The following is a 12293-nucleotide window of genomic DNA, read 5'->3' as shown; positions in this document are numbered from 1 at the left end:
TCTGGTAATTGCTAGCGTTTGACGCAAAAGCCTTTTCTAAGTTAAAGTAATTTTCTTTGATGTTAAGAATTAAGGTAAAAAATGATTATTAGAACGGTATTTCTTATGCTGGTGGCTATATCTACAGCTTTTGCTGGAAAGGCTTCCAAAGAGGAAGACGCTGGTTCATCACCGACTTTAATAAACGAAACAAACTCCTTCAACTCCTATCACTATAATAACCGAATGGTGGTTTTTAATCTTGTCCGTCTCTGCTACGAACGGACTAAACTAGATGCTTTACATGTTGGGGTTGATGCTTGGTTAACCTGGGCTGTTACCAATAAAAATGCTCGTTATCACCCAAGCCCCTTTGGATTCATTGGAGAGGCTGAGGTTCATTTAGGATATAACTATCATTTTGGTATGCGGAACTTTCTAACGCCTATTGTTGGAATAGGAGTTTTTGGAGATTTTAGAAATAATTACTGCAAGATAAGACGTAGACATAGTTACTGGTACTCTGATTACCCATATAGCTATAAACGCTTTTCGTTAACACCAGTTCTTTACGGAACTTTTGGGATTCTATATACCCATGAGTTTAATTCCATTTTTAACCTAGGCCTAAATTTAAAAGGAATTGTTGGGGGTGATGTCAATAAAAGGACAAGGTGGGGAAATCCTGTTTTAGGGTTTGATCTCACTATTCCAATTATCTTTCGTTTTGGAAAATACCGCCACTGGGAATTTCGCTTAGAGCCCTTTAATATTTATCTTAATGGCAGACAAGTTGAAAGGAGTTATTTTGGGTGTCGCAACATGTTTGGGTATCGTTTTTAATCGCGCTCAACAGGGTTCTAAAAGCGGTATATACCTGAGCCAATTGCAAAATTACTGATGATCGCTTTTCGGTTTTTTTCACAAATTTTGCCGTTTGGCGCAAACACCCTACCTTAAAGGGTATGTGAGTTTTCATCAAACAGCAAAATTTGCAAAAATCTTCCAAAAATCGATTAATCAGTAATTTTGCAATTGGCTCACCTGTTTGGGAATTGACAGCAGGGAGCACTCCAAGGTACAATGGGGATATGGCAAAACTTATTTTACTCCGTCACGGAAAGTCAGATTGGAACCAAAAAAATCGCTTTACAGGATGGGTCGATGTCCCCTTAAGTAAAGTAGGGGTCGAAGAGGCGCAAAAAGCGGGGAAAAGGATTAAAAGCATCCCCTTCGATGCGATCTTTATCTCCACCCTCATGCGGGCCCAGATGACCGCCATGATCGCGATGAGCGAGCATGACAGCGGCAAAACCCCTGTAATCCTCCATGAAGGAGAGGGAAGGCTGGAGGAGTGGGCCAAAATCTACGATCCTAAGGCTGAGGAAAGCTGCCTTCCTGTCTATAAAGCCTGGGAGCTCAATGAGCGGATGTATGGAGAGCTTCAAGGGCTCGATAAGGATGAGACCCGCGCAAAATTTGGGGCCGATCAAGTAAAAATTTGGCGGCGGAGTTTTGACGTTCCCCCTCCCCACGGAGAAAGTTTGGAGATGACCGCCAAGCGGGCCATTCCCTACTTTACCAAAAAAGTGCTTCCCCTCCTCAATAAGGGAAAAAATATCTTGATCTCGGCTCACGGAAATTCCCTCCGTTCCATTGTGATGTATCTCGATGACCTGACAAACGATGAGGTTCTCCACCTTGAAATTCCTACAGGGGAACCGCTCTGTTACTCTTTTGAAAAAGAGCGCTGGATAAAAGAAGAGCTTGACTAGTGGAAGAGCCAATTTATCTCGATAATGGGACCTTAGCGCGTCCTTCCGACTACCTCTTCAATCAGATGACCCCCTTTTCCAAGCGGCACTGGCACGCGGTAACCGCTCCCTATCTTCAAGGCAAAGAGCCTTTTACCTCCATTAACCGAAGCTTAGACACCCTCCGCACCTTTCTGGGGGCTGGCAAGCGGGACCTTCTCCACTTTTGCCCTTCAGGGGGGCACGCCATTTCAGAGGTGTACCATAGCGCCTATGCCGATCACATTGCCCAAAATGGGAAGAACCACATCCTCACGACCGATTTAGAAGAGGCGCCGATCCACCTTCTAGGGGAGCAGTTTGAAAAGTTGGGCCTTTTCCAAAAGAAGATTCCTCTCAATGAAAAGGGGCAGGTCACCCGTGAAAACTTAGAAAAAGCCCTTTCCCCCAAAACAGGGTTGGTCTCCCTTTCTTGGGCAAATGCTCTAACCGGCGTCATTCATCCCATCTGGGAACTTGCTGAGCTGTGCAAAGAAAAGGGGATCCTCTTCCATATCGATGCTTCTGCCATCTTAGGCAAACTCTACTTTAAGTTTGAGGAACTTCCGATCGACTACCTCACCTTTGAGGGGACGATGATCCATGGCCCCAAAGGAAGTGGCACCCTTCTTGTGAAAAGGGGAGTCGACTTTACCTTGAGCGTTCCCGAAGGGATGGAAGGGACTGACCTGAATGTTGCAGCGCTTGTTGGACTTGGCATCGCGACTCAAGAGCTCGACGCCTCTTTCGATCATCTTTGTATGGAAACCGCCCGCCTCAGAGACCATCTCGAGGAAGGGATTGTGCGGGCCATTCCCGAAGCAACCGTCCACTTTAAAGAGGCGGAGCGCCTTCCCAACACAACTGTGATCTCTTTTCCAGGAGTTACGAGTGAGCTCCTTACCTTTCACCTCAAAGAGCGGGGGGTTTTTGCCTCCTTTGGAGGAGGACGTCACCAAAAACTCGAGCATCTTCTTGCCGCTTGTGGGATCGAAGGGAAAAGCGCCTTAAGTTTTACACTGTCTCGCGACACTACCGAAGAAGAGATCAACCGGGCGATCGGCCATATTGTCGATGCCGCCCAAAAGTGTCGCACCTTTTCAAATGGGGTGGCCCTATGAAGCCCCATCCTTGGACCACCTATAGCAACCTCCTTGTCGAGCGGATCCTAAATCCCCGCAACGTTGGCTTCTTTAAAGAAAACACCGGAGCTCTCCAAGAGATGAGAGTGGTGACCGGCCATGCCGAATCAGAGGGGAGTCATGTCCACTTTTTCCTCATTGTCGATGAGACCGATGGAGTGGTTGCTGACGCAAAATTTAAAGCTTTTGGAGAAACCGCCCTCATCGGCGCTGCCGATGCGGCGTGCGAAGTCCTTTTGCGAAAAAACTACGATCAAGCCCGCCGCCTCACCACCGATCTCATTGACCGCAAGCTCCGCGACTTTACCCAGATTCCCGCCTTTCCAGAAACCGCCGCTTTCACCCTTAATCTTGTCCTTTCAGCCATTGAAGAAGCGGCCGAAAAATGCACCGATATCCCCCTTAAAGATCCTTCGGTCACCCCTCCTGTTCCCCAAGGGGGATCAGCAGAAGGAGGGCACCCCGATTGGCATCTCTTTTCCCCCGAAGAAAAACTCGATCATATTAAAGAGGTGATCCGTGATGAAATCCAGCCCTACATCGAACTCGATGCAGGTGGCATCGAAGTCTCTGCATTTAACAACGAGCAAGAGATTGTGATTGCTTACCAAGGAGCTTGCACGACCTGCCCCTCCTCAACAGGAGCCACGCTCGACGCGATCCAGCAGATCCTCCGCTCGCGCCTCCATCCTTCCCTGGTTGTCAAGCCAGACCTTTCCCTCTTAAGCTTTTAAACTGTCAAATGTAAAGCCGCTTTACATCTCCGAAGATTGTGCCGACAGTGTCGGCACAATTATTACAACCCAGTGTTTTTTAAGTCTTTAGTTAATAATAAGTTATATTTTTTCTTGATTTTTGGCCCCAAATATAGTACCATAAAAGAGTATGAGTAAGAAACACGAACGCATCCTAAAGAGCCAATTGCAAAATTACTGATGATCGCTTTTCGGTTCTTTTCACAAATTTTGCCGTTTGATGCAAACACCCTACCCTAAAGGGTATGTGAATTTTCATCAAACGGCAAAATTTGCAAAAATCTTCCAAAAATCGATTAATCAGTAATTTTGCAATTGGCTCTAAAGGCTGTTTTTACATCTCCCCCTCCTTCTAGTGTTAAGTGGAAAGATATCGAGTCTCTCTTGGTGCATTTGGGAGCTAGGATAGAAGAGGGGCACGGCTCAAGGCTTCGGATTATATTAAATCGGGAAGAAGCAGTGTTTCATAGACCTCATCCTAGAAAAGAAACCGATAAAGGGGCCTTAGGTTCTGCTCTCGAAATTTATCGCTAGGTCTTCAGGGATCTTTCCAGAAACTTGTGATTTTTTTGCCTCAAAAATAGCGCCTGACTATTTACATTCGGCAAAAAAATCACAAGTTTCAAGAAAACCTCCTCTGAATCCCTTAGCCCTAAATTTCGATAGCAGAACCTAGTGTCAATGCGGCGCTTCTTAGAAAATGCAGGAGTTAAACCATGATGAAATATAAGGGTTATTATGGGCAGGTTGCCTATGACGATGAAGCCAAAATTTTTCACGGAGAACTCGTGGGGATTAGAGCTGTTATCACTTTTCAAGGCACGACTGTAGAAGAGCTTGAAGTGGCTTTTAAAGACTCTATCGATGACTATCTTGATTGGTGTAAAAAAAGACGAAAGCTTCCTGAAAAACCTTTTTCAGGAAAACTTAACCTTCGAATGAGACGAGACCTTCATGCGAAACTAGCTACCCTAGCCCATCAGCAAAGGGTTAGCTTGAATTCATATATTAATGACTGTTTAGCCAGGATGGTTAGCTAGTACAAGTACCAGATGTAAAGCGGCTTTACATTTCCGAAGGTTGTGCCGCGAAGCAGTCTGTGGTATGGTCCGAGACAAGTCCTGCCGCTTGCATGTAGGAGTAGATAATCTTGGGCCCGACAAAAATCATCCCCCTTTTTTTTAGGTCTGCAGCAAGTTTCATACTTATGGGGCTTAGGCAGGGGACTTCTTCAGCTTTTTCCCAGTGGTTGATGTGGGGTTTTCCCCCGACGAAGGGCCACACGTAGGTGTCGAAAGTGCCAAATTCCTTCTGGATTTTGAGAAAGCATTTGGCATTATGGCTCGCGGCGAAAAGTTTTTTCCGGTTGCGGATGATGTTGGGATTATGAAGGGCTCTTTCTAGTTCCTTATCGGTCATCTGGGCCACTTTTGAGGGATCAAAATCGTGGAAAACCTTTTGAAAGGCAGCCCGCTTTTTTAAAATGAGTTCCCAAGAAAGACCTGCTTGCATCCCTTCGAGCACAAGGAGTTCGAAGTGGAGCTGATCGGAGTGGACGGGGACGCCCCACTCCTTATCGTGATAGGTCTCCATCCCCTCCTTCACCCAGGCGCAGCGGTTCACTTGATCTCTCCCGAGTGGAAGGTCTCTACCTCTCCGCTTGGGAGGAGGATGTTGATCCGTCCATCGGGGCTTAGCGAATGGAGGGTTCCCGAGATCGACGTTCCATTTTGGTGAAGGGTGATCTCTTTCCCCTTGTGCGTAAGAAGTGCATCATACTCTTTATAGAAGTGGGCAAACCCTTTTTCTAGGTAAAGGTCGTAGTCGGTTAGAAAGAGCATTTCGAGCATCGCAATTAGGGAAGACATATCGTAGCTTTTCCCCGTTTCTACCAAAAAGGAAGTGGCTGGTTGGTCAATTGGATCGAGGGTCTCTTTTTTCACATTGACATTGATCCCCATCCCAAGGATCACTCCCCACTTTTCTTGGAGGTCGATGGTCTCTGCAAGGATCCCTGCAATCTTTTTTCCCCCGATAAGGACATCATTTGGCCACTTAATTTCTCCCTTTAGCCCTTCTTTTTGTAGAAGTTTGACGATACTCAGGGAAAGAACTTGGGTGAGGTTTCCGAGGTCGGCCTTTTCTTTTTCCATTGTGAAGTAGTAGGTCAGGTAGATGCTTTCTCCTTTTGGGGAGACCCACTCGCGGTTAAAGCGGCCCCGCCCTCCTGTTTGCTCAGTTGCTGTGATGCGGGTCCATCCTTTAGGGTCGAAATTTTGATAGTTGTTTTTCGCGTAGGTGTTCGTTGAATCGATGCTTTCTAAGTGGATGGGTGTGACTTTTTCTACCATAATAACCTCTAATATTACAAAATAACCAATATGTGGAACCATCAATGTTTAAGACGGATCGACTTTAAAGCCCTGCCCCTTATTTTGGCGCTGATGGTCATTAGCATTCTTGTCATTGCCTCTACAACATCGGAGGTGCAGCTGACCGGGGAAGATATTTTCTTTACCCCAAATGTAAAAAATCAGGTCCAGCGGTTTGGTGTTGGGATCGTCTGCTTTCTCTTTTTTGCAGGCCTTGACTACCACAAACTCCGCGAGTGGGCATGGATTCTCTATATAGGGACGATTGTAATGCTAGTCGGCCTTTTTTTTACAGAGGCGATTCAACATGTCCATCGGTGGTACCGGATTCCCTTTATCGGCGGGACCCTTCAACCCTCTGAGTATGCGAAGCTCACCCTTGTTTTGACCCTGAGCTGGTTTTTAGAAAAAAAAGGGCGCAGTGTTGGGGACTGGAGAACTTTTTTTCAGGCATCGCTCATTATTTTTATCCCGTTTCTTCTCATTTTAAAGCAGCCCGACCTCGGTTCTGCCATGGTCCTTTTCCCCATGACGCTCAGCATGTTTTACTTTGGGGGGATTCGTAAGAAAGTGATTCAGATTTTATCGGCATGTGGTGTGATTGCTTTGGTTGTCATTTCTCTCATCTTTACCGGCGTTCTTTCCCATGAGACCTTGCGCCCCGTTGCCACGAAGTTTTTAAAGGAGTACCAGTATGAACGGTTTGATCCCGATACCTACCACCACCAGGCAGCAAAAACAGCCATTGCCCTCGGAGGGTATACCGGAAGTGGGTGGAAGAAGAGCACCTTTACCGGCCGGCAGTTTCTTCCAGCGGCCCATACCGACTCCGTTTTCCCCGCATTTGTCGAAGAATTTGGAATTTTTGGGGCAATTTGCATCCTTCTCTTGTTTTTCGGATTGATTTATTGTAGTTTCCAAGTAACAGCAATCGCTAGGGACCACTTTGGGCGGGTTCTTTCCGCCGGCATAGCGGCCTATTTAGCGATCCACGTGGTGATTAATATCGGAATGATGTGTGGCTTTTTGCCCATCACCGGGGTGCCCCTGATCCTTGTGACCTATGGGGGATCCTCGGTGACCCTGACGATGAGCGCCCTGGGAATATTGCAAAGTATCTATGCAAGAAGGTTTATGTTTTGAGTAAAAAGCACTCCTTTATTTTAAAGCCGGGCCCCTGGCTTGGCGAAGGGAAAATCTCTCTGTCAATGGCCGAAGAGGCGATGCCTTTCTTCACCCGATGGAAGGTTCCCGAGCCCGATGAGAAGGGGCGCATCGACTCCCTTCAAGAGATCCAGATTTCAGGGCTTCAAGACATGATGCAAAACCAGTTTTCCTTCTATGACATCACCCCAAAAGGGTTTCAGATCGAGCTCCAAAACCAATCCCTTGGCAAGGTCGTTGGCAAGGGGATGATCAATGAAAAACTGATTGGCTGGGAGTTTCGTCTCGACCATCTCGGCTTCGAAGGGTTTGAGTTTTATGAAAAGGGGGAAGCGCCCGATACCTATCTTCTCCATGCCGAATATGCCACCAACGATGACTTCCGCACCGTTATCCACGGAAAAGTGTGGAGACCTGTGGAAGAGGGGTAATGCATTAAAGCGAATTGTTTAAGCCCCTCCTAGGGGAAATTTCTTTGTTGTCCTCCTTCGACAACCCACTGCGGGGTTGCCTTCATCGGACGCCTCGAACTTTCCTCCTATGAGAGACTTCTCCAATCCGCTTTAAAGCACGACCCCTCTTATATCGAGGAATAGACTTTTTTTGTGTTGTCTAGTAGAATCTTTTAACGACAGAGAAGAACAAATTCCCTCTCTGTAGTTTCTCACTACAGGACATTTTTTTTACATCCTCCTAGCTGTTCATTAACAGTCAATAACTTAAGCCGCTTTAAAAATACCTTGGTTTTTTTTCTTAAGCCAAAAAATATCCTTCGAAGCTCGTCAAATCCATACCTAAACACACTTTTTGCTTTTCTTCCATGAGACTTTGTTGCAATAGGGGCTTCCGCATCTTTTTTCTCGCCAACAAGATAGCTCCAGCAAAAGGCTATCGTTAAAACACAAATGAGCTTTTCTATTCTGGCGATATGCGTGAGATGGGTATCTTCGAAACAAAACCCCCTTTTTTTTAAGCACCCAAAAAATGTCTCTATTTCCCACCTCTTTTGGTAGGTTTTAAAGGGGCTTGGAAATTTCCAGTTGGAGATGAGCGTGACAAGTTCATCTTTATCAAACCTGCTGGTTTTCATGAGGCTAGGAATCGGTTAATAGAAACTTATACAAGGACAAGTGAATCACCCTACACTAGAATTGATGATATTAAAAGATGCTTTACAACCAATTGGGAAAATGCTCAGCCTTTAGAAGAGTGGGAACAGCAGCGAATAGTTAAGTAATTCGCTGAATGGTTAGCACAGTTTTCGGCGCAGCATCGATTGTTGCGCCGATTTTTTTTAGGGCGCCGTTTGAGATGGCATCTGCTTGAGCCTGAGAGGAAAGCTGCAGGCTTTCTTCGATGATTTTTGCAAGAGCATTTTCAAAACCTTCCCCTTCTTGCGCAAAAGAGTGGACGATGAGTTGATCTCCCTCAATCCAATTTTCTGTCGTTTCATAAAAACTGTGGGTGGGATTTTTTCCAAGGGGAGGGTTTTGATTGGAAAGAAAGCGGGGGGCACCCCCTCCTAAGTGGATGAGAGAGCCTGCTCCACACGCGATGAAGGAAAAGGTGTTTTTTTGGGGAGAAAGGTAGAGAAGCTCAAACTGAAAGGGGGCACTTCCCTCGTGGGAGGCGATCATCTCGTTAAGGGTGGTGATGAAAGGGAGAGGCTCAAACTGGGCTTCAGGAGAGGTGAGGAAATTCCGCGTTAAACTTTGGACCATTCCCTTGAGCAGTCCCGTATATGAAAGCCCCTCGATGCTCTCATCCATGTACTCTCCCATCAAAACCAGATACGATTGATCGGCAAAGCGGTGAAAGTCGTAGTAGGAGCTGAGGTCACTTTCTTTTTCGGGGTGGGCCAGCCCCATATCAAAGGCGTTCCACTTGGGGATTGCAGCAGGGAGCAGTTTGAGGTGGCTCTCTTCTAAGTGCTGCCAGACCTCTTTGATTCCTCCCTCTTTTTCGTGACTTTTTTCGGTGAGATAATTAGAGATATCGGTGATGAAATCGACAACATCTTGGTACCGCTCTTCAACCGCGGGGGCGAGCGCTTTTTTGACGATCGAAGCCAGGGCATTGGGAAGGAGGGAATATTGGATCGATCCAAAGCTGAGTTTGCCAACAAGGAGCTCAAAAGTGATCACCCCTAGGGAATAAATATCGGTCGCGAAGGTGACATTGAGGGGATCTTTTTTTTGTTCGGGACTCATGTAGCTCGGGGTTCCTAAAAACTGTCCCCTTTGTGAAGGAAGAGCAAGCTCGGTATCGTGGACAAGTTGGGCTATCCCAAAGTCGATTACCTTGACACTTCCTCCCTCGGTGATCAAGATATTTTCGGGCTTAAGGTCACGGTGAATCACCCCATGGGAGTGGAGGTGGAGAAGGGCATAAGCCACTTGCAAGACAATTTCTAGACAGGTCCGCGGCGAAAAATTTTGCTGCATGATGAACTGCTTGAGCGAAATTCCCTGGACAAACTCCATCGCAATGTAAAGGCCATTTTCCCACTCTCCCTGTCCCCTGAGCTTGATGATATTGGGGTGATCGGTGAGCCCAATGATCTCCGCTTCTTTGAGAAACTGGTGGACCATTTCAGTGTGGGTGACATATTTGGGGGAAAGGACTTTAATGGCGAGGGGACTTTTCGTTTCTGGGTCGAGTCCCAGGTAGAGATAGCTCATCCCCCCTTTGCTCAAAAGGGTTTCGATCTTATAGGGGCCAATTCTTTGAGGAAATGCTGGGGGAGCTCCATCTTCCCCAGTCAAATTGGGCAAAGTGGTTTGTTTATAGAAGTCCTCTGCAGCCACGGCGGATTACCCGCCAAGTTTAACGATTTTTACGCCGATCACGTCGCCGACTTGAAGGAGTTCTCCTTTGCCAACGCATTTTCCATTTGCAACAAGGTCGACCCCTTTTTCAGGTTGCACCCCAAGCTCGAGAATGTTTCCTGGCTTAAGCTTTAAAAGTTTATCGAGGCTGATCTTCATCTTTGCCACTTCGACGGTAAGAGCGATCGGTACTTTTTTCGGGGAGACCATCTTCTCTTGCGGGGGGTCTTCGACCGAAACAGCTTCGGGCGGCGGCACCTCTTCTTCTAACGGCTCTTCAAAAGGGGCCTCAAATTCATCATCATCCATAGTATTATCCTCAAAATAGTGTGCATAGTCGAGCAGTTTAAGATTTTCCTCTTTGATCTTTGTCTGGAAGAGGGGAGAGCCCTCTAAACAAAGCTGAAAAGTCCCTTTTTTTAGCGCTGGATAGTAAGAGCAGTGGTCAAGAAGGAGGAAATCGCCCTCTTCTAGCTTGCCCCACGTCTCTTGTGAGAGTTTTGTTTCTCCTGCTGCTAAGGAAAGGTTGACAAACGTTTCCTCGTAAAGATGTGAGGGGATCGAAAAATTCCAATCGGCAGCAAAGTGACCTTTAAATGTTTGTTGAAAGACCCTGGGGCAAATGAGCCTTCCACGAACCGTTTCGCCCTCATGCTCCACCTCAATCTCAACGGCGTAGGCCTCTTCACCTGCAAGGGGAGCTTCGACAAGTTTGGGAGCAAGCCCTTGAAAAACCTGCATGCGATCGACAATTGCTAAAGATTCGGTTGTCAGGTAGCGGAAAAAACCTTTTTGGAGATAGGGGTCAGCAAAACCCTCATTTCCCGCTTCGGGGTGGATCGCCCACGAAGAGAGCTTTGAAAAATCTTCCGAAGAGAAAATCAAAAACGCATTTCCCTGAAGGGGAGAAAGTTCTACTGCCATCTGGAGAGGAGCGTGCCCCATCCCCGCTAAAAGCGCATCTGGTTGCTTCCACTCTGACGTTCCCGCGGTGATCTTTAGCGCTTTTGTTCCTAAAGAAGCCGAGAGGTGCTCAGCAAATGTTTCCCAAGGAAAAGAGGGAACCGCGCCCCACATCGGGACCTCTTGCGCTCCAGCAGCAAGCGATTCAACATGTTTGATCCAATGCTTAACCATTACTATCTCCTAACTCCTCAGTACAGGACACTTTTTGGAACCGATGGACAGCTGCGGCTTCACCAGACTTCCTTTCTTCCTTGCCCATAGCACTTTGGCTATGGGACTCGTCATTCAAGAAAATCTGGTTTTGCCTCACTTGCCCCTCGCTTTGCAAAAAATATCCTGCACTGAGTCCTAACTTGCCAGGATACGTCATTCAGCTCAAATTAGGAAGGGATTTTTTTCCCCGAGTTGATTTTTGCAGCTTTCTTTTTCTCTTCTTTGCTCCTTCCGCGGGCATAAAGCTTCGACTTTTCTCCAATAACGGGAGGAAGCAAATGGATTTGAAATCCTTGCAGAGGCTGGTGTGCCAATAAAGAGGCGTGAAGAGAGGACAAATGGGCTGAAAAAGCTTCCATCGCTTCAGGGTTTCCAACCAGTTGTAAGTTAAAGGAGTGGGGGTGGGTGTCATAGTGGTCGATTACAATTTCAGAGCCATCAAAGATCGATCCTTCCATCCCAATCGAAACCGTTGTAGTAGAAATGCCCTTTTTACTTTCTAGCTGGACAAAATTTGCCATTTTGTCGATGAGAGCGGCCATCTCTTCAGAGATTTCGCTAACCTCAGCAATCTGAGCGGCGCTTTCTGCAGCTCCTTCGAGCTTAGCATCTGGTGCCTGTCCCTGGGCATTGTCGCTGGTCCGCTTTTTCTTCTCGTTTTTTGACGCGAGGTCAAAAACCGACCGCCGCTGCTCAACCGGCCGGGGCCGTTCTCTCCTTATGAGAAAGTCTTTAAAAGAACGTCTTGGAGGACTTTTCTCTTGCTTTTTTGCCTCAGCAGCAGCGCGCGCCGCTACGTGGGGATTTCCTTTCACATCCATAACCATACCTCACATGCTGGAAATAGAAGGTTATAGGATTCCTAATTTGGTTGCAAATAGGTTTTGTTACATTACCAGATGACTACAGCTTTGAAGGGGAAGTGACCTTGCTAAAAAAGTTTTTGTGTTAGTGGTTTATAGTCAATTAACTTTTAGTTAAGAACCTCAGTTTTGGGTTTAGTTTGCTTAGCTCCAGAGGGAGTTTTGCTTAAATTTTCTTCTTTTTGATCGAAGGTAAGGGTCTAAATGGCCCTTTCCGA

General features: G+C 46.7%; 14 protein-coding genes. 8 read left to right on the top strand and 6 right to left on the bottom strand.

Going from position 1 to position 12293, the window contains the following annotated elements; translation table 11 throughout:
• Positions 1-81: 81 nt before the first annotated feature.
• The 6 genes from NEPTK9_RS04765 (at position 82) to NEPTK9_RS04740 (ending at position 4709) form a co-directional block, all read left to right on the top strand.
• Positions 82-822 (top strand): hypothetical protein, encoded by a 741-nt coding sequence (locus NEPTK9_RS04765; protein WP_194847688.1) that lies wholly within the window; start codon positions 82-84, stop codon positions 820-822.
• Between the two features lie 248 nt (positions 823-1070).
• Positions 1071-1754, top strand: a complete 684-nt coding sequence (locus NEPTK9_RS04760; protein WP_194847687.1) for a 2,3-bisphosphoglycerate-dependent phosphoglycerate mutase — start codon at positions 1071-1073, stop codon at positions 1752-1754.
• The gene (locus NEPTK9_RS04755) at positions 1754-2893 is read left to right on the top strand and encodes an aminotransferase class V-fold PLP-dependent enzyme (protein WP_194847686.1); all 1140 of its coding nucleotides are present in this window, start codon (positions 1754-1756) and stop codon (positions 2891-2893) included. Before NEPTK9_RS04760 ends, NEPTK9_RS04755 begins: the two co-directional genes overlap by 1 nt.
• Positions 2890-3648 carry a NifU family protein gene (locus tag NEPTK9_RS04750; protein WP_194847685.1) on the top strand — a complete coding sequence of 253 codons (759 nt, stop codon included), beginning with the start codon at positions 2890-2892 and terminating at the stop codon, positions 3646-3648. The genes NEPTK9_RS04755 and NEPTK9_RS04750 overlap by 4 nt, the downstream gene beginning before the upstream one ends.
• Before the next feature lie 330 nt (positions 3649-3978).
• Positions 3979-4203: a type II toxin-antitoxin system HicA family toxin gene (locus NEPTK9_RS09990; protein ID WP_420887665.1), complete on the top strand. Its 225-nt coding sequence runs from the start codon at positions 3979-3981 to the stop codon at positions 4201-4203.
• Between the two features lie 182 nt (positions 4204-4385).
• Positions 4386-4709, top strand: a complete 324-nt coding sequence (locus NEPTK9_RS04740) for a type II toxin-antitoxin system HicB family antitoxin (RefSeq protein ID WP_194847684.1) — start codon at positions 4386-4388, stop codon at positions 4707-4709.
• Between the two features lie 25 nt (positions 4710-4734).
• Here the strand turns inward: NEPTK9_RS04740 and NEPTK9_RS04735 are convergent, their stop codons facing one another.
• Positions 4735-5292: a DNA-3-methyladenine glycosylase I gene (locus tag NEPTK9_RS04735; protein WP_320412051.1), complete on the bottom strand. Its 558-nt coding sequence runs from the start codon at positions 5290-5292 to the stop codon at positions 4735-4737.
• Entirely contained in the window at positions 5289-6020 is a 732-nt protein-coding gene (locus NEPTK9_RS04730) for a biotin--[acetyl-CoA-carboxylase] ligase (protein ID WP_194847683.1), read from the bottom strand. The genes NEPTK9_RS04735 and NEPTK9_RS04730 overlap by 4 nt, the downstream gene beginning before the upstream one ends.
• Before the next feature lie 30 nt (positions 6021-6050).
• Here NEPTK9_RS04730 and NEPTK9_RS04725 point away from each other — a divergent pair, with 30 nt between their 5' ends.
• Positions 6051-7184, top strand: coding sequence for an FtsW/RodA/SpoVE family cell cycle protein (locus NEPTK9_RS04725; protein WP_194847682.1), 1134 nt, complete (start codon positions 6051-6053; stop codon positions 7182-7184).
• Positions 7181-7636 (top strand): hypothetical protein, encoded by a 456-nt coding sequence (locus tag NEPTK9_RS04720; protein WP_194847681.1) that lies wholly within the window; start codon positions 7181-7183, stop codon positions 7634-7636. Before NEPTK9_RS04725 ends, NEPTK9_RS04720 begins: the two co-directional genes overlap by 4 nt.
• A 236-nt stretch (positions 7637-7872) precedes the next feature.
• On the opposite strand, the gene NEPTK9_RS09985 is transcribed toward NEPTK9_RS04720, so the two are convergent.
• From NEPTK9_RS09985 to NEPTK9_RS04700, 4 genes are all read right to left on the bottom strand, one after another.
• Positions 7873-8295: a transposase gene (locus tag NEPTK9_RS09985; RefSeq protein ID WP_194847680.1), complete on the bottom strand. Its 423-nt coding sequence runs from the start codon at positions 8293-8295 to the stop codon at positions 7873-7875.
• 139 nt (positions 8296-8434) lie between these two features.
• Entirely contained in the window at positions 8435-10012 is a 1578-nt protein-coding gene (locus tag NEPTK9_RS04710) for a protein kinase domain-containing protein (protein WP_194847679.1), read from the bottom strand.
• 6 nt (positions 10013-10018) lie between these two features.
• Positions 10019-11170: a type III secretion system cytoplasmic ring protein SctQ gene (gene sctQ / locus NEPTK9_RS04705; RefSeq protein WP_194847678.1), complete on the bottom strand. Its 1152-nt coding sequence runs from the start codon at positions 11168-11170 to the stop codon at positions 10019-10021.
• 209 nt (positions 11171-11379) lie between these two features.
• Positions 11380-12033, bottom strand: coding sequence for a hypothetical protein (locus NEPTK9_RS04700; RefSeq protein ID WP_194847677.1), 654 nt, complete (start codon positions 12031-12033; stop codon positions 11380-11382).
• Between the last annotated feature and the right edge of the window lie 260 nt (positions 12034-12293).

The organism is Candidatus Neptunochlamydia vexilliferae, assembly GCF_015356785.1.
Classification (GTDB): domain Bacteria; phylum Chlamydiota; class Chlamydiia; order Chlamydiales; family Simkaniaceae; genus Neptunichlamydia; species Neptunichlamydia vexilliferae.
Note: the sequence above shows the minus strand (reverse complement) of the source record. Positions and strands in the feature narration are given on the sequence as shown.